This window comes from Paenarthrobacter sp. 10L412 (assembly GCF_056395565.1).
The window spans coordinates 126,008-149,689 of the sequence record NZ_JBFTJT010000011.1; the positions used below are offsets into that span (position 1 = coordinate 126,008).

General features: G+C 63.4%; 18 protein-coding genes, 1 tRNA gene and 1 riboswitch. Of the genes, 8 read left to right on the forward strand and 11 right to left on the reverse strand.

What is annotated here, in order from left to right; genetic code table 11:
* Positions 1 to 8: 8 nt before the first annotated feature.
* Entirely contained in the window at positions 9 to 497 is a 489-nt protein-coding gene (locus tag AC1DD7_RS16750) for an SRPBCC family protein (protein WP_477515865.1), read from the reverse strand.
* 208 nt (positions 498 to 705) lie between these two features.
* Between AC1DD7_RS16750 and AC1DD7_RS16755 the strand changes: the two genes are divergently transcribed.
* From AC1DD7_RS16755 to AC1DD7_RS16765, 3 genes are all read left to right on the forward strand, one after another.
* A complete protein-coding gene (locus AC1DD7_RS16755; protein WP_477515866.1) occupies positions 706 to 2,433 on the forward strand; it encodes a urocanate hydratase in 1,728 nt (575 codons plus the stop codon).
* Between the two features lie 4 nt (positions 2,434 to 2,437).
* Positions 2,438 to 4,030 carry a histidine ammonia-lyase gene (gene hutH, locus AC1DD7_RS16760; protein WP_477515867.1) on the forward strand — a complete coding sequence of 531 codons (1,593 nt, stop codon included), beginning with the start codon at positions 2,438 to 2,440 and terminating at the stop codon, positions 4,028 to 4,030.
* Positions 4,031 to 4,227: 197 nt separating this feature from the next.
* On the forward strand, positions 4,228 to 4,476 hold the full coding sequence (locus tag AC1DD7_RS16765) for a hypothetical protein (RefSeq protein ID WP_216922354.1): 249 nt from the start codon (positions 4,228 to 4,230) through the stop codon (positions 4,474 to 4,476).
* An 82-nt stretch (positions 4,477 to 4,558) separates the two neighbouring features.
* On the opposite strand, the gene AC1DD7_RS16770 is transcribed toward AC1DD7_RS16765, so the two are convergent.
* The 6 genes from AC1DD7_RS16770 to AC1DD7_RS16795 all read right to left on the reverse strand — a co-directional run bounded on the left by AC1DD7_RS16770 (position 4,559) and on the right by AC1DD7_RS16795 (position 13,123).
* Entirely contained in the window at positions 4,559 to 4,780 is a 222-nt protein-coding gene (locus tag AC1DD7_RS16770) for a hypothetical protein (protein WP_442002819.1), read from the reverse strand.
* A gap of 103 nt (positions 4,781 to 4,883) precedes the next feature.
* Complete coding sequence (locus tag AC1DD7_RS16775) at positions 4,884 to 9,818, reverse strand: NAD-glutamate dehydrogenase (RefSeq protein WP_477515868.1); 4,935 nt, start codon at positions 9,816 to 9,818, stop codon at positions 4,884 to 4,886.
* Positions 9,819 to 9,927: 109 nt separating this feature from the next.
* A tRNA-Cys gene (locus tag AC1DD7_RS16780) sits at positions 9,928 to 9,998 on the reverse strand.
* 104 nt (positions 9,999 to 10,102) lie between these two features.
* Positions 10,103 to 10,576 carry a hypothetical protein gene (locus AC1DD7_RS16785; protein WP_477515869.1) on the reverse strand — a complete coding sequence of 158 codons (474 nt, stop codon included), beginning with the start codon at positions 10,574 to 10,576 and terminating at the stop codon, positions 10,103 to 10,105.
* A 71-nt stretch (positions 10,577 to 10,647) separates the two neighbouring features.
* Positions 10,648 to 11,607 (reverse strand): formimidoylglutamase, encoded by a 960-nt coding sequence (gene hutG, locus AC1DD7_RS16790; RefSeq protein WP_477515870.1) that lies wholly within the window; start codon positions 11,605 to 11,607, stop codon positions 10,648 to 10,650.
* 73 nt (positions 11,608 to 11,680) lie between these two features.
* On the reverse strand, positions 11,681 to 13,123 hold the full coding sequence (locus AC1DD7_RS16795; RefSeq protein ID WP_224094928.1) for an NCS2 family permease: 1,443 nt from the start codon (positions 13,121 to 13,123) through the stop codon (positions 11,681 to 11,683).
* Between the two features lie 113 nt (positions 13,124 to 13,236).
* Between AC1DD7_RS16795 and AC1DD7_RS16800 the strand changes: the two genes are divergently transcribed.
* Both AC1DD7_RS16800 and AC1DD7_RS16805 read left to right on the forward strand, forming a co-directional pair.
* Entirely contained in the window at positions 13,237 to 13,860 is a 624-nt protein-coding gene (locus tag AC1DD7_RS16800) for a copper resistance CopC family protein (protein ID WP_477515871.1), read from the forward strand.
* Between the two features lie 174 nt (positions 13,861 to 14,034).
* Positions 14,035 to 14,203, forward strand: a riboswitch (cyclic di-AMP (ydaO/yuaA leader).
* 3 nt (positions 14,204 to 14,206) lie between these two features.
* Entirely contained in the window at positions 14,207 to 14,971 is a 765-nt protein-coding gene (locus AC1DD7_RS16805) for an NlpC/P60 family protein (protein ID WP_477515872.1), read from the forward strand.
* Positions 14,972 to 15,115: 144 nt separating this feature from the next.
* Here AC1DD7_RS16805 and AC1DD7_RS16810 read toward each other — a convergent pair whose 3' ends face one another.
* A complete protein-coding gene (locus tag AC1DD7_RS16810) occupies positions 15,116 to 15,808 on the reverse strand; it encodes an FAD-binding protein (RefSeq protein WP_477515873.1) in 693 nt (230 codons plus the stop codon).
* A 428-nt stretch (positions 15,809 to 16,236) separates the two neighbouring features.
* Here AC1DD7_RS16810 and AC1DD7_RS16815 point away from each other — a divergent pair, with 428 nt between their 5' ends.
* Entirely contained in the window at positions 16,237 to 17,274 is a 1,038-nt protein-coding gene (locus AC1DD7_RS16815) for a universal stress protein (RefSeq protein WP_477515874.1), read from the forward strand.
* A 20-nt stretch (positions 17,275 to 17,294) separates the two neighbouring features.
* Positions 17,295 to 20,066 carry a PEP/pyruvate-binding domain-containing protein gene (locus AC1DD7_RS16820; RefSeq protein ID WP_477515875.1) on the forward strand — a complete coding sequence of 924 codons (2,772 nt, stop codon included), beginning with the start codon at positions 17,295 to 17,297 and terminating at the stop codon, positions 20,064 to 20,066.
* Here the strand turns inward: AC1DD7_RS16820 and AC1DD7_RS16825 are convergent.
* Both AC1DD7_RS16825 and AC1DD7_RS16830 read right to left on the reverse strand, forming a co-directional pair.
* Positions 20,063 to 20,983, reverse strand: a complete 921-nt coding sequence (locus AC1DD7_RS16825) for a cation diffusion facilitator family transporter (protein ID WP_477515876.1) — start codon at positions 20,981 to 20,983, stop codon at positions 20,063 to 20,065. The genes AC1DD7_RS16820 and AC1DD7_RS16825 overlap by 4 nt on opposite strands.
* A gap of 10 nt (positions 20,984 to 20,993) precedes the next feature.
* Positions 20,994 to 21,518: a metallopeptidase family protein gene (locus tag AC1DD7_RS16830; protein ID WP_477515877.1), complete on the reverse strand. Its 525-nt coding sequence runs from the start codon at positions 21,516 to 21,518 to the stop codon at positions 20,994 to 20,996.
* 158 nt (positions 21,519 to 21,676) lie between these two features.
* Between AC1DD7_RS16830 and AC1DD7_RS16835 the strand changes: the two genes are divergently transcribed.
* Complete coding sequence (locus AC1DD7_RS16835) at positions 21,677 to 22,600, forward strand: carbohydrate kinase family protein (RefSeq protein WP_477515878.1); 924 nt, start codon at positions 21,677 to 21,679, stop codon at positions 22,598 to 22,600.
* A 1-nt stretch (position 22,601) separates the two neighbouring features.
* On the opposite strand, the gene AC1DD7_RS16840 is transcribed toward AC1DD7_RS16835, so the two are convergent.
* Positions 22,602 to 23,537 (reverse strand): DMT family transporter, encoded by a 936-nt coding sequence (locus tag AC1DD7_RS16840; protein WP_477515879.1) that lies wholly within the window; start codon positions 23,535 to 23,537, stop codon positions 22,602 to 22,604.
* Positions 23,538 to 23,682: the final 145 nt, after the last annotated feature.

Sequence of the window (23,682 nt, forward strand, 5' to 3'; positions counted from 1 at the left end):
GATTCGCCCTAGTCGCCACGCGGCTTCGGTTCGCCGGGCTTCGGTTCGCCCGGCTCAGGTTGGCCCGGCTGCGAGGCTTCGCGCTCGACGAGTCTGCGGAAGGTCTCCAGCTCACCGCGGAAGCTGCCCCGGTAGGACCCCATGGCGAAAATCCGCCCGAAGACCGCTGAAACGAATCCTCGGGTCACGAACTCCTGCTGAATGCGCGTGCCGCCTCCCTCGGCAGTAAACCTCACATCCGACTCGCCCTTCAGGAGCGCGTTGCCGAATCGTGTGCGGATGTGCCAAGGCCGTTCGACGGCGAGGATCTCTGTGGGGCTTGCCATCCGTCCGAACCACGCCGTGTAGCGGCTGCCGGCCTGGTCGACCGAGCCAGTGCGATCGGTCACGCGGGTGACTCCGCCGATCCATTCCGGGAACCGGTCCAGATCCGTCCAGGTCGCGAAAACGCGCTCCGGCGGAGCCGCAACGAGGGTAGTCACTCGGAACGTTGCCATGGGTCCAGCATGCGCTCCTTCTCGCGCGAATACGAGGGGTTGGCCTCACTTCACCACGACGCCTGGGCGGAGGATCAGCGAAGGGCTGCATGCGTCTGTAATCCCGGACAGTACCAGTTGAAAAGCCATTCCAGGGGCCCCGTAAAGGGGCTTTAGTAGAAGCAGAAGAACTTTCCACTACACACTTCCCAAAGACGAAGGAGTCATCATGGCACCCGCCGATTTCACCACTGGTGCCCGTCCGGTTAAGGCCGCGCGGGGTACTGAGCTCACTGCCAAGTCGTGGCAGACCGAAGCGCCGCTGCGCATGTTGATGAACAACCTGGACCCCGAGGTCGCCGAGCGTCCGGATGACCTGGTGGTTTACGGCGGCACGGGGCGTGCTGTGCGGTCGTGGGCTGCGTTTGATGCGATCACCCGGACCCTGGAGTCCATGGAGAAGGACGAGACGCTGCTGGTCCAGTCGGGTAAGCCGGTGGGTGTGTTCCGTACCCATGAGTGGGCTCCGCGGGTGTTGTTGGCGAACTCGAACCTGGTGGGGGACTGGGCGACGTGGCCTGAGTTCCGCCGCCTCGAGGCCGAGGGTTTGATGATGTATGGGCAGATGACGGCCGGGTCCTGGATTTACATCGGCACGCAGGGCATCCTGCAGGGCACGTACGAAACCTTCGCAGCGGTGGGGAACAAGCTCGCCGCTGAGGGGCGCCACCCGGCCCCCACCGCAGAAGGCTCCACCGAAGGTCCGCTGGCGGGCACCCTGACCCTGACGGGTGGGTGTGGCGGCATGGGCGGTGCGCAGCCGCTGGCGGTGACGTTGAACGATGGCGCGTGCCTGATCGTGGACGTGGACGAGACCCGCCTGCGCCGTAGGGCGGGCAAGCGGTACCTGGATGAGGTCGAAACGGATCTGGATGCTGCGATCGCGAAGGTCCAGGCGGCCAAGGACGAACGCCGCGGCTGGTCCGTGGGGTATGTGGGCAACGCCGCGGAGGTGTTCCCGGAACTGCTCCGGCGGCACAAGGCCGGCGAGGTGACCTTTGATGTGGTCACCGACCAGACCAGCGCCCATGACCCGTTGTCGTATTTGCCGGAGGGCATCACGGTGGCGGAGTGGCACACGGAGGCCGCGGCGGATCCGGAAGGGTTCACGAAGAAGGCCCAGGCGTCCATGGCCCGTCAGGTGCAGGCGATGGTGGAGTTCCAGGACGCCGGCGCTGAGGTCTTTGATTACGGCAACTCGATCCGTGATGAGGCACGCAAGGGCGGGTACACCCGGGCGTTTGAGTTCCCCGGCTTCGTCCCGGCGTATATCCGTCCCTTGTTCTGCGAGGGCCTGGGCCCGTTCCGCTGGGTCGCCCTGTCGGGGGACCCGGAAGACATCGCCGTCACGGACAAGGCCATTAAGGAACTGTTCCCGGAGAACACGCACCTGCACAAGTGGCTTGACGCTGCGGCGGAGCGGGTGGAGTTCGAGGGCCTGCCGGCCCGTATTTGCTGGCTCGGGTACGGCGAACGGGCCAAGGCCGGTCTGCTGTTCAACCAGCTCGTCAAGGAGGGCAAGGTCAAGGCCCCGATCGTGATCGGCCGTGACCACCTGGACTCCGGGTCTGTGGCGTCCCCGTACCGGGAGACCGAGGCCATGGCTGACGGGTCCGACGCTGTTGCTGACTGGCCGTTGCTGAACGCCCTGCTGAACACCTCTTCGGGTGCTACCTGGGTGTCGATCCATCACGGTGGTGGTGTCGGTATTGGCCGGTCCCTGCACGCCGGGCAGGTTTCCGTCGCTGACGGCACCGACCTGGCCGCGGAGAAACTCGAACGGCTCCTGACCAACGACCCCGGCATGGGCGTCATCCGCCACGTCGACGCCGGCTACGACCGCGCCGTCGAAGTCGCCAACGAACGCGGCGTCCGCATCCCCATGAACGAGAAGTAAGAACATGACTATTACCTCAAACGAACAGCTCACCGTTACCCTCGGCTCCAGTGGGGTGACCCCGGAAGACGTCGTCGCCGTCGCACGCCACGATGCCAAGGTGACCATCTCCCAGGACGCCCTGGATAACGTCGCCAAGGTCCGCGCCCACATCGACAGCCTCGCCACGAGCGATGTCCCCGCCTACGGTATTTCCACGGGATTCGGGGCATTGGCCAACCGCCACATCCCCAATGACCTCCGTACGCAACTGCAGAAGTCCCTGATCCGCAGCCACGCAGCGGGCATGGGTCCGGCGGTTGAACGCGAAGTGGTCCGCGGCATCATGTTCCTCCGCGCCAAGACCCTCGCATCCGGCCGCACGGGTGTCCGTCCCGTGGTCCTGCAGACCATGGTGGACGTCCTCAACGCAGGCATTACCCCGCTGGTCCGCGAGTTCGGTTCGCTGGGCTGCTCCGGCGACCTCGCCCCGCTGTCCCACTGCGCCCTGGTGCTGATGGGTGAAGGCGAAGCAACCGGTCCCGACGGCGAACTGTACGGAACCGCTGGCCAGCCGCCCGTCGCTGAGCTGCTCGCGCAGCACGGCATCGAGCCGGTCACCCTCGCGGAAAAGGAGGGCCTGGCCCTCGTCAACGGCACCGAAGGCATGCTGGGAATGCTGCTGATGGCCATCGCTGACATCCGTTTGTTGCTGGCGACGGCGGACGTCACCGCCGCGCTCAGCGTCGAGGCGCTGCTGGGCACCGACCAGGTGTTCCTGCCGGAGCTCCACGCTGCCCTGCGTCCGCACCCCGGGCAGGCTGCCAGCGCGGACAACATGCTGCGCGTGCTGTCCAACTCGCCGATTGTCGCCTCCCACCGGATCAACGACACCAAGGTCCAGGACGCTTACTCCCTGCGTTGCGCCCCTCAGGTTGCCGGCGCTGTCCGCGACACCGTGGACCACGCCGCACTGGTAGCTTCCCGGGAACTTGCCGCTGCGATCGACAACCCCGTTGTCCTGCCGGACGGCCGTGTCACGTCCAACGGCAACTTCCACGGTGCGCCCGTGGCCTACGTCCTGGACTTCCTGGCCATCGCCGTCGCGGACCTCAGCTCCATCGCCGAGCGCCGCACGGACCGCATGCTGGACCCGGCCCGCTCCCACGGTCTCCCGGCCTTCCTCGCCGGGGACCCCGGCGTCGATTCCGGCCTCATGATCGCCCAGTACACCCAGGCCGGCCTGGTTTCGGACAACAAGCGCCTGGCCGTGCCGGCATCGGTGGACTCCATCCCGAGCTCCGCCATGCAGGAAGACCACGTGTCCATGGGTTGGCATGCTGCCCGGAAGCTTCGCAAGGCCGTGGAGAATCTCCGCCGCGTCCTGGCTGTGGAGCTGGTCACCAGCGCCCGCGCTATCGACATGCGCACGCAGATGTCCGACGGCGAACTGACGCCGGGCCCTGCCGGTACAGCTGTGCTCGAGGTGCTTCGCGAAGTGGTCCAGGGACCGGGAGCCGATCGGTTCCTGTCGCCCGAACTCGAAGCGGCTGACCGTCTTGTGGGCTCCGGTGCGGTCCGCGCGGCCGCCGAATCCGCCGTCGGGATCTTGGCCTGACGTCGAATAAAACGCTCATTTGATGGGCAAATTTGTCACGTCCCGGAAATTGTTCGCAACGCAATCTCCGGGGCGTGACAAATGTAGTAGAACTTATGGTGTACGTCACGTCCACGTCAACGGTGCCGTGGGCTTGACGGTCAACCGTTCATAACTCAATACACAACAGCGAACATCCACAAAGGGGTAGAAGTTCAATGAAGGCACGTGGAGCAGTCCTCTCCAGACGAAACGCACACTCAGTTACGGTTTCGGACTGGAGGCAACTCAAGGTTGGCGAGCGCGTGGAGGTAGTCAAGTATGCGCACGTGATCGCGGCCGGGCTGATCGAGGAAGTCTCCGGCAGCGGAAATGTGGTGTGGCTGGAGCACTCAGGGCCAGGCGTCACGGAGGAAGGCAAGGAATTGTTCATGAAGTCCGACGGCGTGACTCTCCGCCGGGCGTAGCTCTCCGCCGACACAGTGAAGCAAAAAGCCGGGGCTTAGGCCCCGGCTTTTTGCTTTTCTACTACAACTGCAAATACTGCTACTACGCAGCGAGCACTTCGTGGGTCTGGCCGAAGGGAACGGATTCGTCCAAGGCCACTGTGTAGGTGCCGGGCTCGTGCCGGGTCACCAGAATGCCGCAGTTGGCATCTGCTGCTGCGTTCTTGATCAAAGCATCCACGGCGCGTTCAAGTCCGTCGTGGATCTCGTCTGCCTTTGAAAAAGACAGGCGAATTTCGCGTTCTGCAGTGATTGCAGCGGTCATTTCGGGGCCTCCTATTACTTGCCGCATGCGAGGGCGACCCATCAATCATAGGACGTTTGACCCAAAATATGTAAGATGACCGGCAGCATCCATGTCCGGCGCCTCATCTCCGGACCATGGCGCGAAGCAGCTTTACCGCGACGGAGAGCGCTGCAATGTCCACTGGACCGGGCTTGATGGCCTCCTTGATGGTCTCCTGGACGCGGGCCAGTTGTTCGATGTTTCCGCGTTCCCAGTCCATGATTCGTTCCACTGGGTCCGACGCCGTGGCAGTCACCGCACCAGAGATCCGGGGCGTGTGCCGCACTACCGCTTTGGTCATGTCCGCGAGCACCAGGTACATGTCATCCCGCAAGGCCGCACGTGCCAGCGACTCCCAATGGGTGTCCCGCGGAAGCATGGTGATGTGTTCCAGCAGGGGGATCGCCGAGATCCGTTCGAAGACTGCGAAGTACACCTCAGCCACTGCCTCCACTGGCTCTTGGAGTTCCTCCGCGATAACGGAAATGTCCAGCAATCCATAGCTGACCAGGAGTTCGGATGCCCTGATACCCAGATCATGGGGCAAGCCCACCGAGTCTGTATGGGCCAGGCGTTTCTGGGTGTGGTCAGGGTTGACTCCATGAAGGAAGCTCGTGAGGTTCTCCCGCATCAAGGACATAGGCTGTTCAAGCCTGGCCAAGGCATCTGCAATGGGCTTGTCGCGGAAATCGTGGGTCACGTACCAGCGGACGGACCGGTCCAGCAATCGCCGCATGTCCAGGGCAACGGCGGCTCCATGCTCACGGGGTGTGGTGGGCGGCACTTGGGCGATGCTGCCGGTGAGGGCGTCAAAGTCCCAAATCTTCCGCATCACCACGAACGCCCGGGCCACTGCCGAGGCAGAAACCGTCGTCTCCTCCATCGCGCGGAAAGCGAAGGCTATGCCTCCCATGTTGATCATGTCGTTGGCCACCACCGTGGCTACGATCTCCCGGCGCAGGGGATGCGTGGAGAGATGTTTACCGAACCGCTCTGAGACTTGCTGGGGGAAATAGCCACGAAGGGTTTGAGAAAACCAGGGATCATCGGACAAACCGCCCTCAGTGAGTTCGCGGGCGAGTTCGATTTTGGCGTAGGCGGCCAACACGGCGAGTTCCGGAGTAGTTAGTCCTTTGCCAGTCAGGACCCGTGCCTGAAGCTCGGCGTTGCTGGGAAGGTATTCGAGTTCCCTGTCCAGATCTGTGACTGACTCGAGCCAATCCATGGTCCGTTCAAAGCTGGGACTCCATTCCAGCGCCAGTTGCTTGTCATTCAGGAGCAGGACGTTCTGGTCATCGTTGGTTTTCAGGACGAGCCGTCCAACCTCGTCCTGGAGCGAGTGCAGGAATCCGGTTCTTTCTGCCACGGACATCCTGCCTGCGGAGATCATCCGGTCCAGGAAGATCTTGATGTTCACTTCATGGTCCGAGCAATCCACGCCGGCTGAATTGTCGATCGCATCGGTATTGACCAGAACGCCTGCCAAAGCTGCTTCGATCCGGCCGCGCTGGGTTACTCCAAGGTTGCCGCCCTCGGCAATGATGTGCGCACGCAGATCCTGGGCATTGACCCGGATGGCGTCGTTTGATTTGTCCCCCACATCGGCATGGGTCTCCGTGGATGCCTTGATGTAGGTGCCGATTCCGCCGTTGTACAGGAGGTCCACCGGGGCAGCAAGGACTGCGCGGAGAAGCTCAGGCGGGCTCATCGACAGTTGCCCATTCGGATCCGTGCCGTCATCCAATCCCAAGGCCAGCCGGACTTGATCCGTGAGCGGGATGGATTTTTCCGTCCGGGCAAAGACGCCGCCGCCCTCACTCAGCTTGGTGCGGTCATAATCGGCCCAGGAGGAGCGTGGAAGTTTGAAGAGCCGTTCCCGCTCGGCGTAGGAGACCTCAGGGTCCGGCGTGGGGTCCAGGAAGATGTGCCGGTGATCGAAGGCGGCCACGAGCTTGATGTGGTGGGACAGGAGCATCCCGTTGCCAAAGACGTCGCCGCTCATGTCTCCGATGCCAACAACCGTGAAGTCCTCAGCGCGGCAATCGATCAGGAGTTCACTGAAATGGTGCCGCACGGATTCCCAGGCACCCCGGGCCGTGATCCCCATCTGCTTGTGGTCATAACCCACTGAGCCTCCGGAAGCGAAGGCGTCTCCCAGCCAGAAGCCGTACTCTGCGGCGAGGGCGTTGGCGATGTCCGAGAAGGTTGCCGTTCCTTTATCGGCGGCCACAACGAGGTAGTAGTCGTCGTCATCGTGCCGGACCGCCCGGGGCGGCGAGACTACGCGGCCGCTGCTGCCGCCGTCGGGGTCCGACACCAGGTTGTCCGTGATATCCAGCAAGCCGCGGATGAATGTCCGGTAGCTTTCCTGACCTTCCGCGAGCCAGGCCGCACGGTCCTCTGCCGGGTCCGGGAGTCGTTTGGGGAAGAATCCGCCCTTGGCTCCGGTGGGAACAATCACGGCGTTCTTGACCGTCTGGGCTTTCACGAGTCCCAGGATTTCCGTCCGGAAGTCTTCCCTCCTGTCCGACCACCGAAGGCCACCGCGGGCTATCGGACCGAAACGCAGATGGACGCCTTCAACGCGCGGCGAATAGACCCAGATCTCGAATTTCGGGCGGGGCGCAGGGGCAGCCGGGATGCTGGCGGGGTTGAGTTTGAAGCTGATGAAGGGCTTGTTGAGATAGAAGTTCGTGCGGAGCGTGGCGTCCACCAGGCTCGCCAGGGAACGCAGCAACCTGTCGGCGTCCAGGACAGGGACGGCGTCGATGGCTTCCATCAGGTTCGTCCGGGCTCTATGAACGGCCTGCGTCCTGTGGCTCAGTTCGCTGCTTCCCTCTTCGAACAGATCGCCCCTGGCCGGCCCACGCTCCCGATGACCGGAATTGAGGAGTTCCGGATCAAACAAGTCCGGAGCGAAGCGGACAGGATTGAATTTCGCCTCGAACAGTTCCAGCAGCGCACGGGTCGCTGTCGCATTGCCGCGGAGTGTGTCCGCGATGAAGCCATAGGAGTTGGTGCTCCCCAGTTGCCGGAGGTACTTGGCATACGCGCGCAGGATGGCAACCCGCCGCCAGTCGATGCCCTCCTTGATGACCAGGGCGTCCAAAGCGTCTGACTCAGCATCACCGCGCATCGCCGCACAGAACGCGCCAGCCAGCAGATCGCCCGTGCCCACAGGATCAACCCCGCGCGGATACTTCAAGCCGAGGTCGTAGAGGAAGAACTGCCGCCCGTCGGCACGCTGAACGTCGAAAGGACGCTGGTCCAGGACCTTCAAGCCCAGGTTATGGAAGAAAGGGAGGATCTCGGTCAGGCTCTGCGGGCGCGTTAAGTAAAGACGGATCCGGGCATCCTCACTGAGGACTGCCGTGCCGGGACGTTGGTAAACGGTGAGGAGGGGATCTGCTTCGCCCGCAGAATCCGCCTCTGCCGGAACTCCCGGAAAGCTTTCGAACTTGGCAATGTCCTCAACTGCGTCCTCCACCTCATAATCGGCCTTGTAGCTGGCCGGAAACGCAGTTGCCCACTGCCTGGACAACCGGGCCGCCTCCTCCCGCGGATACCTCGTTTGGAGGGCCTCGTCCAGGCCTTGCGCCCAAGACCTCGTAGCGGCGATGATCCTTTGCTCAAGGGCCGCTGCGTCCACCACCGCCGGAGCGCCGCCGTGCGATGAGTCGTGCCGTGAGGGGTCCTGTGGCAAAAGGATCCGGAAGAACACGCGAGCCATGGCGGATTCGCCCAAGCGAAGCTCGAACTCTATGGCGTCCGAACCAAACGCCTCCCGCAACTCGCGCTCGATGTTGAGCCTGACGGCCGTGCTGTACCTATACCTGGGGAGGAAAACCAGTGCTGTCATGAACCGGCCGAAGGAGTCCGGACGAAGAAAGAGCCGGGTGCTATGGCGTTCCTGGAGTCGCAGGATCTCGCGCGCACGGATGGCCAGCTGCTCGGCATCAATGTGGAACAGTTCGTCCCGCGGATACGCCTCCAACACCGAAAGGAGCTCCTTGGCGTGATGTGACGACGCCGGATAGCCGAAGGCCCGCAGTACTTCTTCCACTGTGTCCCGGATGACCGGGATCTGCTGGGCCGAGCGAGCTGTTGAACTGGGGGAGAAGAGGCCGACAAAGGTGCACCCGCTGGTGTTGGCACCGTTCCCGTGCGCTGTGGCAATGCTGATCTCGTCGAGGTAGGCACGGCGAAGGACCGTTGAGCGAAGCGTGGATTTGGTGAGGGTAAGGACGGGCACTTTGCCGGGAACATCGCCTGGCGCCGCAGTACCGGCACCATCACGGAGGAGGCCGAGCCCGCGGCGCCCGCGGAATCCCAGGAACACAAAATTCCCGTCGTCCAGCCACCGCAGCAGCTCCTGTGCTTCGCGCGCCGTCCGGTCTTTTCTGGCGGGCCCCTCCAGCGCACCGATTTCATGTACCAGTTCCTCGTGGATGGCATCGGCGTCCCCCGCCGCGGCCCGGACATCACCCAAGACCTTGTTCAGCCGGCCCACCAGCAGCTCGGCGCTCGCATTGTCCGGAATCCGGGGGATCTCGATCGCTATCCACGCCTCGGTGAGCGGTCCGTCGTCGTGCTCGTCCGGCGAAGGGACAGGTGCCGTCGCCCGCGCATGCTCCTCGGAACGTTCGACGCCGGTGGGCAGCCCCGCGCGGTGAGGTCCCCTGTGGATATCGGTCAGGCGGTGGGTGGCCGGGTCCCGCGTGACGCTGAAAGTGGGGTGCACCAGAAGTCGGATGGAAGCCGTGTCACGAGCGATCTCCGCTGTTACGGAGGGAACGAGGTAAGGCATGTCATCCGAGACAATTGCCACCAAGCTGGTATCTGTTTCGTTCAGGACGCCGATGACTGCCTGTCCAGGTTCACGGCGTTCTGCCAACGAGCGGTGATAGCGTGCCCGTTCCAACAAGGTTTCGGGAGTGTAGCTGCGGACGTCGTCGTCCGTGACGTGCTCGTAGTAGTCGGTCAGGAATCCGTCCGCCGGCTCCATAATTGGTGCCATGTCGCTGCGCCTCCGCTGCGCAAAGGAGCGGCCGTGCTGCTGCGGTCGGCAAAGTCCATGCGCCTCATTTCATGATCGCTGGCGCGGGGCCGGGGGTAAAGACCAAGAGACGTGGTGGCGGGATTCGAACCCGCGTGCGCTGCTTTGCAGGCAGCTCCCTGGCCTCTCGGGTACACCACGTGCAAATGACACTAGGCGCCCGAACCCGGGAGGATCAAAGTTCATTGCCCCGGCTTTCGCAGGGCTACGTTGGCTTTCCGGGGACTACGTTGCTTTTCCCAGGATTACCGAAAAGCTACGGAACGTTGCCCTTGGTGACGCCCCCGCCGGGCCAGCCTCGAAACGCCCGCCGCCACCAGCAGAGTGAGAATGGCGGCAGCTGCGTGGGTGTAGAGCATCAGGTCGGCAGCATGCACTTCGCCTGAACCCGGCTGACTGTCCGCAGGAACGGCCACAGGTTGCTGGGGCTGCCCGTGCAGATGGTCAAGGAACCCGACGCCGGAGAACGAGCCACCCAAGGCATCGAAGCCGAAGAACAGCAATTGCTGGGCCACGCCGGACAGCAGCAGCAACAGGATGGGCCCGTGGATCCAGCGGACAACCAGCTGCGCGGCCAGGGCAGAGAGGGCAACGAAAGCCAGCAGAACGGGCATCGCCGGGGAGCCGCCACCGGAAATGACGTGTGCGGAAAGACCCAAAGCGACAGCAATGGGTCCGGCCACCCAGGCCCACTTGTCCTGCACAGGAGTTGCGCCCATCGCCGTCCTTCCCTTCCCCACAGGTTAAACCCCCACAGGTTTAAACGCAGGACAGCGACTGGGAACAGGGGCTACGCCAACAGCGTGTTTACCAGCCGTGCTGCCACTTTTGCGGTTCGTCCATCAATATCGAACTCCGGGTTCAACTCGGCAACGTCCAGGTGCAACAGCGTCCCGCTCGCGGCTACTTGGCGGCACACAGCATTGATCACTGGCAGCGCCACCCCGTACGCAGCGGGGGCGCTGACGCCCGGCGCCACCGAAGCAGGCAGCACGTCCAGGTCGATCGTCAGGTACAGCAGGTCGATTCCAGCCACGAAGTCGGCTACGAACGTCTCGACGCGCTCCGCGGAACAGTCCTCGTCCAGCAAGTACTTCACGCCCAGGCGGTCAGCGGTGTCAAAGAGCGTGCGGGTGTTGTTGGGCTCCGAGATTCCGACGACGGCGTACCGCAGTTCGCGTCCAGCGGCGGCTTCTTCCTGGGCCATCTGGAGGAACGGGGTGCCGGAACTCGGAGTGGGCTCATCGCGCAGGTCAAAGTGGGCATCCAGGTTCAGTACCCCCAACCGCTTTCCGCTGCGCACCGCATTGGATCCGGCAACCCCCAGGTAGCTGGCAAATGCCGTCTCGTGGCCGCCGCCCAGCACCACGGTGAGGTTTCCGGCGTCGAGCAGTTCCGAGATGGCGTGTCCGGCGCGCTGCTGGCCTTCTTCCAGTGAGTCGTCCTCCACAACCACGTCGCCGGCGTCGAACACGTCACGGTCCAGGTGGAACGCCAGCGGAGCCATCGCCGAGCGGATGGCGGCCGGAGCCGCCGCGGCACCCACGCGGCCCTTGTTGCGCTGCACCCCGGCGTCGCTGCAGAAACCCAGCACGACGGCGGGACGCGAGGCGCCAGGAGCGGCAGGGGAAGTAAGGGGTGCCACGGCCTGCCACCAGCGGCGATGTTCGTCGCCGTCGCCGTCAAAGCGGCCGGTCCATGGCGTGGGAAGGACGTCTACGGAGGGGTTGGTGCTGGTGTTTGGGGCCATGCTTTAAGCACACCCCACCTGCGTGCCGAAAAACAGCCATGGGGTGCTGCAGTGTCTGAGATGCCGGACTTCGCTACTTGACGCCCAACAACTCCTCCACAGTTCCGATGCCGAAGAACAGCAGGAAGGCGGCGGCCACTGCCCACATCAGGGGGTGGACTTCACGTGCACGGCCCTGGAAAGTGCGGATCAGGACGTAGGAGATGAAGCCTGCGCCGAGGCCGTTGGCAATGGAGTACGTGAAGGGCATGAGGGCGATCGTCAGGAACGCGGGAATGCCAACGCCCCAGTCCTGCCAGTCGATCTTGCCAACTTGGGACACCATCATGAAACCCACCACCACAAGCGCAGGCGCCACGGCTTCGAACGGGACCAGGTTGATGAGCGGCGTGAAGAACATGGCCACCAGGAAGAGCAGGCCCGTGACGATGGAGGCGAGACCGGTGCGGGCACCCTCGCCAATGCCCGCGCCCGACTCAACGAAGATCTGGTTGGACGAAACGGACGCGCCGCCACCGACGATTGCGCCCAGGGCATCAACCTGCAGGACGCGGTCCACGTTGGGAATGTTGCCGTGCTCGTCCACGGTTCCTGCCTCGTTGGCCAGGCCCACCATGGTGCCCATGGCGTCGAAGAAGATGCTGAGGAGGATCACGAAGGCCAGCAGCGCAGCAGCCACAAAACCGAGATGTTCGAACGCGCCGAAGGGGTTGGCTTTGCCGATCAGGGAGAGGTCCGGTGCGCCCCATTCGGAAAGTGTGGGAGCCACCAGGGACCAGCCGCGCGGGTTGACGTTCTTTCCGTCGAAGCTGGGGCCAATGTGGAGCGTGAATTCAAGGATGGCGGCCAGGGCGGTGGACACCACGATGCCGATCAGGATTGCGCCGCGGACCTTTCGCACCACCAACGCGATGGTCAGGACCAGTCCGACAGCGAACACCAACGTCGGCCAGCCCATCAGCTTGCCATCCACGCCAAGGCCGAGCGGGACCGTGGTGCCTGCGGCGTCCGGGATACGTCGGACAAAACCTGCGTTGACCAGTCCGATCAAGGCGATGAAGAGGCCAATGCCCACCACGATCGCCGTCTTGAGGGCTTCCGGGACGGCTCTGAAAACGGCCGTGCGGAATCCGGTGAGTACCAGGATGAGCATGGTGACACCCGAAAGCACCACCAGCCCCATCATGTCCGGCCATGTCAGCTCCGGGTGGGAGGCAACCGTTACGGCGACGAATGCGTTCACTCCCAGGCCCGTTGCCACGGCGAAGGGGTGCTTGGCCCAGGCGCCCATGAGGATGGTGAGGATGCCCGCCACGAAGGCAGTGGTTGCCGCTACGGCCGTGAAACCGAGCGATGCCCCGCTTGAGTCTGCCCCGGAGAGGATCAGCGGGTTCAACACCACGATGTAGCTCATGGCGAAGAAGGTCGCGAAGCCGCCACGTATTTCCCGCGAGTATGTGGACCCGCGCTCGGAGATCTTGAAGTAGCGGTCGATTGCAGAACCTTGTTTAAGCATGAAGGTCTCCGGGGATCGGGGGAGTTTGCTCTCAAATCCTATGCCCGCTGATGTGGGGCGTTGGGACGATTCGCCTAGTCTGTAAGGAAGCCAACACTAGGAGAAACCGCCCCATGCGTACCAGCCGCCCGCTTCTGGCCGCCGTCGTAGCCGCTCTCGCTTTCGCTTCCGCGTTGCTGCTGGGAGCCGCTCCGGCCTCCGCGCATGACGTCGCCGAATCAACAACTCCGGCAAACGGTGCCCGGGTGGCTGAAGTGCCGGCGTCGGTATCCATCACGTTCAACAACCGGCCACTGGCCATCGGTTCGGGCGTGACTGTCACCGCTGGGGGCGAAAACTGGGCAGATGGCGCAGTGGAAATCATCGACAACATGGCTGTCCAGAAGCTGCGCCCGGGCGCTCCAGCCGGGGAATACACGGTGGTGTGGCGCGTGGTCAGTTCAGACTCCCACCCGATCGAGGGAACCTTCAAGTTCACAGTTTCCGGGACAAGCACGACGACGGCGAGCGGCTCAGCAGGCGCCTCCCCCTCGGCTTCGGCTGCTGTTCCGACGGCGGGAACAGCAGCCCCCGGTACGGAAAATACTGAGCCGGCTCCGGCAGCTTCCCAACCCTTCCCCTGGAGCATCGTTGGCCTCGCTGTGGTGGCGATCGGTCTCGTGATCTTCCTCGCTGTTACAGCCCGGAAGAAGCTAGCGGCTCCCAACGACGCGGATGGGGAAAATTCCCCGGAATAGCAGGGTTTTCTACATACTTGCGAAGATCTCGAAACGGTCACTGCGACACGCCAAAAACGAACTGCTCGTTACGTAAATGTGACTTTGAAGTGATCTTCCCGTACGGTTGTACCTGTGCCTGTTCCACGTAACGGGCATTTCCGGCCTGATTGCCTAGCTCTGCCGCAGTCCGGAATCCGTTCGCAGACAAACCTACGGCAGAGACGGGGAACCCATTTTGGCCCGCTTTCAGAGCGCGCCTTGGGGTGAAGTCACGAAGCTTCCGCTGCACAGCGGGGGATAGTGGCCGGGTGACTCCCATCCGAATCCGACAGCTAACCTCGCAGGCATCGGGAGAGGCTCTTTCATGTCTTCACGCATTCTTCGCGGCCGTCGTAAGGCGGACAGCGTACGTCCTAATCCGTTCATCTCCATCTCCAAGGCTGTTGCCAGCAACGCATCCGGCGCAGGTCGCCAAGCGGCTGTCATCGCAGCAGCTTCAGGCCTCGTCCTGACGGGTTCCATCGCTGCCCACGCTGCAGAGACCCCCGTTCAGCGCGACTCCAGCCCTGCTACTGTCGCCGAGACCGTCTCCGAGGGTCCCACCAAGGTTGTTACGGCCGCATCCACGGCCACCATCAACTTCGAGCGCCCCGCGGTTGCTTCCGTAGCGGCTCCCGTTATTGAAAAGCCGGCTCCCGTTGCTCCCGCTCCGGTGGCCAAGGCCGCAACGGCTACCGTCCAGGCCGCTGTAACCACTACGGCTACCGCTCCGGTGGCAGCCGCGCCTGCTGCTGCAGCTCCGGCTGTTGGTGGCGTCAACGCCGCTATGGTCGCCTCGGCTTACGCCCAGATCGGCATCATGCAGGACTGCACCGCCATGGTGGAACGGGCCCTCGGCTCCGCAGGTATCCCGGTTGGCGACCTCGCACCCATGCAGTTCCTTAACTACGGCAAGGTTGTCAGCGACCCCCAGCCCGGTGACATGATCGTCCAGTCCGGCCACGTAGCCATCTACATCGGCAACGGCCAGGCCATCAGCGGTGGCATCAACGGCAACCAGACGGGCATCCACCCGATCAGCTGGCTCACCGCAACCGGCCCCATCACGTACGTACGCGCTGGCGCCTAAGCTTCACGCTCCAACTCAAAGGCCGGTGCCTTCGAGGACTCATGTCTTCGGAGGTACCGGTCTTCAGAGTTAACTTTTGTTCGTTTTAGGAACAGGCCTCGGTTGGCTCAACGGTTTCCAAGCCAGGGTTCCAGGCAAGGGGTTCTAGGCAAGGGCGATGCCAGGCCCGGCCGGGAGGGCCACTTTGGATGAGATCGCTTGCCCCACTGCCTTGGCTTGCCGTAGTACTTCCTTGGGCGTGGGTGTAATAAGTTCCCCAACGCCCACCAAGTGCATCCCGACGGCACGCATGGCTGCCACGAAGTTCTGGCCTATGGCGATTCCCAGATCGGCAAGCATTCGGCGTAACTGGCTCTGGGCGCAGCGCGTCACCACGATGTGGTCTGCCAGGAGAACTCCGCTGGCCGTATGCACGGCCCATTGCCGTGGGGTGGATTCAAGGGGGCCATAGACGCTTAGCCCAGCCCTCAGACTGGCCGTGTTCAGGCTTGCGACGGGTCCGTATCCAAGCTGCGAGGACGAGTCGCCACCCAGGAAGTCCAGACGAACAGCGCGTGTGGTGGTGCGGACATCCAGGTGATGGCTGGCTGCGTAGTTGCGCAAATGGCGCAGGATCTCGTTGCGTTCCTGCATTGCCGCGGGGTCTGCTGCGTCGCACCGCTGGAGCATTCCCGTGTGGACCGCTGGTCCGGTGGTCGACAAAGTACCAAAGCCATCCAGCACGATGGAACCTACGCCATAGCGGCTGAGCTCGCTGGCAACAGCCAAGCCGGACAGGCCGGTGCCGATCACCACGGTGGTAGTCCGTTCCGTGACGGAATCAGGAGTGAGTGACACTGCTTGGGTTCCTCCTTGACGTGTGTGCCTTTCGGCAGCGCGTGGGATCGCGTCCGAGTTCCCCAAGCGGCCGCAAATAAATGGCCGGATTGTGTCCTGGGACACTTTTGCCGGCCATTCGGTGACTCGAACACTACCGAACTTTTTCTGCCATGGATAGCCTCCGCGACAGCGTGTTTTGGATGTTCATCCGCAGCGCAACCCGGAGGGCGGTGAGCGTGCCGAAAACCGAGCCCGGACCGTTATCCACATAGCCCATAGTCGCCTTGATTCGGCATTGCCAACCGAGAATAGTGGGCATTGGAAGGAGAACCCCGAGGGTTTCTTCGGCCCCGGCTATTGGTTGCACACCAGCAAGGGAACACCGGTACGGAGAACCTCTGGCAGAATGGCCGGAACATCAAGCAGTAGGTGGAGAGGCGGGCCCCATGGACCAGCACGGCAGACACATTGAAGAACCACAGGACGGCGAGGACCAGGCTGTGGCGCCTGGTGGAATCGTCGTTGGAGTGGACGGTTCCGAGCATGGTCAATGCGCCCTTGTATGGGCTGCGCGTGAGGCGGAACGGCGCCAACTCCCCCTGCATATAGTCACGGCCTATTCGGTGCCCATCTTCGCAGCATCCGGCCTCGACGGCGGATACGCCACTGTGGACGATTCCGTGATCCGCGAGGGCGCGGAAGCAATCGTCAAGCAGGCCATGGATAAGGTCTCGAGCTACACCCTCGACGTCGATGCGTCGGTGGAGAACGGTGATGCCGCGGGTGTCCTCCTGGACCTGTCTGCGAACGCTGCGCTCTTGGTCTTCGGCAGCCGTGGCCGTGGCGGCTTCGTCGGGCGTCTCCTGGGCTCGGTCAGCAGCGCGTTGCCGGCCCACGCCAAATGCCCCACCGTAACGGTCCCGCTGTACTGCGCCGACCGCTTGGGCGAGAACACCGAGGACAAGCACATCAAGGCTGAACACGCCAAGGCCGGGCCACGCACGGTGGAAAACGTCGTCGCCGTGGGTGTGGACGGTTCGGAGCAGGCCCGCGTCGCTGTCCTGGAGGCAGCCGAACAAGCCCAGCGGATGGGGGCAAAGCTCCGCGTCATTTGCGCAGTTCCGCAGTACAGCGGCTCCTTGGCGTGGGTGCCAGCACCTTTGGACCGCGATGCCCTGTTCGCGGACATCAAAGTCCAGTTGGACGCAGGCGTCGCCTGGCTCCGCAGCCACTTCCCGCAGCTGTCTGTGGAAACGGACCTGAGGGACGGCTCACCTGTGGATGTGTTGGTTGAGACCAGCCGGGGCGTGGAGCTGGTTGTCCTGGGTACGCGGGGCCGCGGTGGTTTCGCGGGCATGCTCCTTGGTTCCACCTCTGATGGCGTGCTCCATCACGCCAAGGGGCCTGTCCTCGTTGTTCCGGACCGAGAGGACCCGCGGCTGGCAGATCGGCCCAAATTCGGACCCATGCTCGGCGCGGCTTAGGACCATGGCGCGCACCGTCCATGGATAACCAGCAGCCTGGGAAGCATAGGCAGGAAAACAGTGGTGGCCCGGATGTAAGCGGCCCGGTGTTCATTCGGGACATTGCGGATATCCGGGCGGACATGCTCCCCGAGGTCGGTGGCAAGGCCGCCAATCTCGGCGAGCTGAATGCCGCCCGCCTTCCAGTGCCGCCCGGCTTTTGCCTCACAACGTCCGCCTACCGATACGCCGTTTCAGCGATTGGTATGGAGGAGATCTTTGCACTTCTGCAGGACGCCGGAGCGTCTGACCTTGACGAACTGAATAGCCTCGCCGCCCGGGCACGGTCCTTGGTGCTCGACGCCGGAGTACCCACTGACGTCGCTGAATGGGTTCAGGCTGCATATCGAAAGCTGGGAGACGCTGCCCCCGTCGCGGTGAGATCCTCAGCCACGGCCGAGGACCTGCCCTTCGCCAGTTTCGCCGGGCAGCAGGACACTTTCCTGAACGTAGTGGGAGCAGACGCAGTCCTGGACGCCGTGAGCCGCTGTTGGGCATCGCTCTGGACGGACCGGGCAGTGAGCTACCGGACAACCAACGGTATTGACCATGCCACGGTGACGCTGGCCGTCGTTGTCCAGGAGATGGTGGATTCCGCGACGGCCGGGGTGATGTTCACGGCCAACCCGGTTACGGGGCGGCGCCGTGAAGCTGTGATCGATGCCAGCCCTGGTCTGGGCGAAGCCGTGGTGTCAGGCGCCGTTAACCCCGATCAGTACGTAGTTGATACGCAGAGCAACTCCATCCTGAAACGGACGCTTGGTGACCGGCAGGTAGAGATCAGATCGCTTGCCGGGGGTGGCACCGAACGAATTGAGCGGGCCGATCATGCCGCGGCAGGCGAAAACCACTCCGTGCAGCCGTGCCTCAGCGATGACCAGATCCGCGCGCTGGCCGACTTGGGGAGACGCGTCGAGGCCCACTATGGTGCCCCGCAGGATACAGAATGGGCGATCGATTCGTCCGGGAAACTGTGGCTCACGCAGGCAAGACCCATTACTACCCTCTACCCGCTGACCTCGCGAGTGCCGGCTACTCCCGGCGAGCACGCGTTCCTGAACTTCAGTCTCGCCCAAGGCCTCACAAGGCCTCTGACGCCCATGGGTCTGGCGGGTATCCGCCTGATTGCCTCCAGTGTTGCCCGCAGGGCGGCTTTCGATGTCCCCGATCCACGCTCAGGACCATCGCCCTACTATGAGGCCGGGCAGAGGATCTTCTTCGACTTCACATCCGTGCTGCGCAGCAAGGTGGGCCGGGCCATTGTGCCCCGCATCTTTGACATCATGGAGGCCCGTTCTGCGGCGGTGATTCGTGGCCTTTTCGATGACCCGCGGTTCGCCGTCACCATCAAAACTCCGATAAGACTCATCCGGCACGTTGCGCCCGTTGCCGCTAAATACCGTGTTCCAGAGTCGGTGATCCGGGCTCTTTTCCGTCCCGACGCCGCAACGAAGCGCCAAGAGCAGCTCGAGGCAGAACTCCATCAGGCCCTCCAAGTGCCGGAGGGCATCAGTGCCCATCGAAGAATTGCCCACGTGCAGAGAATCCTCGGGGAGGAAGTATTCGCAACGGTTCCCCAAGTCCTGCCCCTTCCGGTTCTGGGCTTTGCGATGCTGGCTCTCGTCCGGAAAATGCTGGGCGAGCAAGCCCCCTTGGACCAACTCCAAACGGTGATTCGTGGGCTGCCCAACAATGTCACCACCGAGATGGACCTTGCACTGTGGCAGCTTGCAAGGGAAATCAGGGAAGACCCGGAGGCTTTGGCGTTCCTGAGTTATCCCCCACTCGAGGAACTCGTTCGGCAGTTCAAGGACAGGGAACTTCCCGCAGTCGCCCAATCCGGGCTTGAAGCTTTCCTGCGCACCTATGGGCACAGGGCTGTGGCTGAGATCGACCTCGGCATGCCCCGATGGTCGGATGACCCCACCCACATACTTGGCGTCGTGGTCAACTATCTGCGGCTTGAGCACACCGCCGACGCACCCGACCAGCAGTTCGGCAAAGCTGCCCGGGAGGCAGATGAACAGGTTGCCAGGTTGGTTGCGCGGGCAAGGGCCAAGAGTCCACTCCACGCCAAGCTAGTGCGTACTGCCTTGGACCGTACGCGCAGGTTTGCCGGAATGAGGGAGCTGCCCAAATACAACCTGGTCCTCGGCTTGGCCTCAGCTAGGGAACAGCTATCGCTGGTTGGAGCAGAACTGGCAGAGGCAGGGCGGATTGAGCGCGCCGAGGATATCTTCTTCCTGGACCTCAACGAAGTAGAGACTGCCCTGGCTGGCACCAAGCTCCACCAACTTGTGGCAGATCGCCGCGCTGACTACGCGCAGGAACTGAGGCGTCGGCATATTCCGCGGGTATTGCTCTCAGACGGTACAGAACCCGAAGCCACTGCCGCAGCTGGCAGAACCCCGGCTTCTCCCGGAACCCTCTCCGGCAGTCCGGCGTCGGCGGGCGTCATCACAGCCCCGGCGCGGGTAATCCTGGACCCCGTTGGCGCCCATCTGGAACCAGGGGAAATCCTTGTAGCGCCCTCCACCGACCCCGGCTGGACGCCCCTGTTCCTCACCGCCGGCGGGCTGGTCATGGAAATGGGCGGTCCCAACTCCCACGGCGCCGTGGTGGCCCGCGAATACGGCATACCGGCGGTGGTGGGCGTGCCCGACGCAACCCTGCGGATCAGCTCAGGCCAGACCATCACCGTGGATGGAGCAGCAGGAACCGTAACCACGACACCAGGTGACGCGCCCGGCTAGGCGTGCTGGTGTGACTCGTGCTCGGAGTGGCTGACAGGTTCCAGCTGGAAGGTGCAGTGCTCGGTGTCGAAATGGCGCCCCAGGCAGGATCCAAGCTGGTCCAGGATGCTGTCTGCCCCGCTGGCGTTAAGGACCTCGTCTTCCACCACAACATGGGCGGAGAACACGGGCACCCCGGAAGTGATGGTCCAGATGTGGATATCGTGGGCCTCCACTACGCCGTCCACGGCAAGGATGTGCTCGCGGATCATGTTCACGTCCACGCCCTTGGGGGTAGCTTCCAGAAGTACGTCCACAACATCGCGGAGCAGGTGCCAGGCGCGGGGGATGATCATGAGGGCGATCAGGACAGAGGCAATGGGGTCAGCGGCCGTGAAGCCCGTGGTCATGATGACGATGGCCGCCACAATGACGGCGATAGAGCCGAGAAGATCGCCAAGGACCTCAAGATAGGCCCCGCGGACGTTGAGGCTTTCCTTTTGGGCCCCCTGCAGGATCATCAGGGAAATGAGGTTGGCTACGGCGCCCAGGATCGCCGCCCACAGCATGACGTCCGTATGAATTTCCGGGGACTCCCCAAAGCGGCGGATGGCCTCGATCATGATGACGACTGCGATGACGATGAGCACAAGGGCGTTGGCCAAGGCTGCCAGGACCTCGGCCCGTTGATATCCGTAAGTCCGTTGATCGCTCGCTGGGCGGGTAGCGATCCAGGCCGCCATCAACGCGATGAATACGCCTGCGGCGTCGGACAGCATGTGGCCTGCATCGGCCAGCAGCGCCAGCGATCCGGAGATGAGCGCGCCAACCACCTGGATGCCCACCACACCTAAGGTGATGGCCAGGACTGCAATAAGCCGATTGCGATGCTTGCCGGTTGCCGTTACTCCGTGGGAGTGGTTGTGATCGTGCCCCATGCCTACAAGGCTAGCCCCAGCCGAGCTCATGCAGGCGGTCGTCGTCAATTCCGAAGTGGTGGGCGATCTCGTGGATCACCGTTATGGCCACTTCGTCGATGACTTCCTCGCGGGTGGCGCAGATGTCCAGGATGGGTTGGCGGAAAATAGTGATCCGATCCGGCAATGAGCCCGCTTCCCACCAGGAGTCGCGTTCGGTCAACGGCACGCCCTCGTACAAACCAAGTAATACGGTGTCCGGATCTTCATCTGGGCGCGGGGTGTAGTCGTCCTCGATGAAGATTGCCACGTTGTCCATGGCGCTGGCAGCTTTGGGTGGGACCAGCTGCAAAGCGTCGGTCACAGCTTCTTCGAACTCCTCCGGCGACATTTGGAACGGCGCGGCAGGAAAATCCGCGTCAACTCCGGCTAACCCAGCGCCCTCGGTGGGGGCGTGCTCGATGGGGCTATGCACTGCCTTCCGCTCGGGAAGCGGCGAGGACGGGAGATCGCCGTCGGGAACGATGGGCAGGCCGGGAGGGAGTTTCGCGGACATGATCCGACTCTAGTCCCAACAAGGAACATTGAGGCCCTGGAGCTGATACTCGCTGGTGCACTGTCCCCAGGTCATGCTGAACTGTTCGGGTGCGACCTCGTCGGACGGCATTCCGTCGGCCAGCCCCCGCATCTCACCAACGAACGAACAGGAACCGCATGACCGCCACTCCTACCTCCGCTCCTGAGCCCCTCGACGTCGTCGTCGTAGGTGAGGCGCTCATCGACATCGTGGAGTCACCCGATGGGCAGATCGAATATCCCGGAGGGTCACCGGCCAACGTCGCCTATGGACTGGGCCGCCTGGACGTGAAAGCGGGGCTGCTCACCGCCATCGGACGGGACCAGCGGGGCGACGCCATTGCCGCCCACCTTCAGGGCGCAGGCGTGGTCCTGCTGCCCGGATCAAAGTCTCTGGGCAAGACGGCAACGGCGACCGCCCGAATCGCTGCCGACGGTTCGGCTGAGTACACGTTCGAGATTGATTGGGCACTTGCTCCGCTGGCCCTGCCGTACGCCCCAAGAATCCTGCACACAGGTTCGATCGCCACGTTCCTTGAACCCGGGGCCGGCGTTGTCCGGAGCCTGTTGGAGCAAGCGCAGGGCGGCTGCATGATTACGTACGATCCCAACATCCGCACTGCCCTCCTCGGCAGCCACCACGAGGCACTTTCCCTGTTCGAAGAGTTGGTGCCATTGACGGACGTCGTGAAAATGAGCGCCCACGACGCCCGTTGGCTGTACCCGGGCAAGGAGTTGGAGGACACTGCGAGTCACCTCCTGGCCCTTGGCACTGGACTCGCGGTAGTGACCCAGGGCTCCAGCGGTTCGCTCATGGCTACCCGGCACATCCAACTCACGGTCCCCGCCGTCCCCTCGAACGTGGCCGACACCATCGGCGCCGGGGATTCATACATGTCAGCGCTCATTATGGGACTGCTTCTGCGTGGCAGCGACGGTCTGGCGCCTACCGTTCTGGAGCGGATCGGCACCATCGCGTCGATGGCGGCATCCATTACCGTTGGCCGGCCCGGCGCCAATCCGCCCACGCACCGCGAGCTCCTTGCGGGTATGGCCCGCTAGCTCACTTGCGCCGGGTCAGGGCCACGCCGATCAAGCACACCACGCCACCGATCAGTCCCCAGATGGTTGGGACTTCCTGAAGCACGGCCCAAGAGATGAGGATGGTGGTGCCGGGGACCAGGTACGTCGTGGCGGCCAGTTTGCCGGCCGAGATCAAGGACAGCGCATACGCCCATGTTGTGAAGGCGATGGCCGTAGGGAAGATGCCCAGATAGACCAAGCCGAGTGTGGCCGGCAGCGGCGCTGACTGGACTTCCGCGATCAATTGCCCTGTCCACGGGAGGCAGCAAACAGCGCCCACCATGATGCCGAACCACGTGGCTTGCCCGGCCGTAAACTTCCGCAGTACCGGCTTCTGGAGGATCGCGCTGACAGAGGCGAGCACCGCGGCCAGCAAGCACAACAACACCCCGGCCACATCCGCCGTCGAACGCTGTCCCGAGCCGAGGGCGATCATCGCCACGCCACCAAACGCAACGGCACTGCCAACCAGAAGCCACCGCGGGAAGCCTTCCTTGAGGACCACTCCGGCGAGGACTGCGATGAGGATCGGCGAGACGTTGATCAGCATGGCGCTGGTACCGGCGTCGAGCATGTGCTCCGCAGCGTTCAGCGCCACGTTGTAACCGCCGAACCACATCACTCCGTACGCCACGATGGGCAACCATTCCTTGCCCCGCGGCCAGAGTTTCAGGGTAGGCAGCACCACGATTCCAAGAACGACGGCGGCAACCGCCAACCGTCCGAGCGTCAAGGAACCGGGGGAGAAGCTCGGGCCCACAGCGCGGATGCCGACGAACGCTGAAGCCCACAGGACGACGGTGACCACGACGGCGGCGATGCCAAGTTTGCTGATGGGAGCTGCAGGCGCGGGGGTGTTGCGCGGTTGCATGCCGGGGGACGGCTGGCCGGGTTCGGCCGGGGTGGTGGTTGTCATAGAGCCAATCTAGTGCCGGGGAGGCTGGCCGGGCTGGCGGTTTTCGGACGCGTCACGGCAAGAAACTGCCAATGTTTGACGGAGCGTGTTTTCACGGGTTAGCTTATCGATATTCGATATTAACGAATGTCGATATCTACTTGGG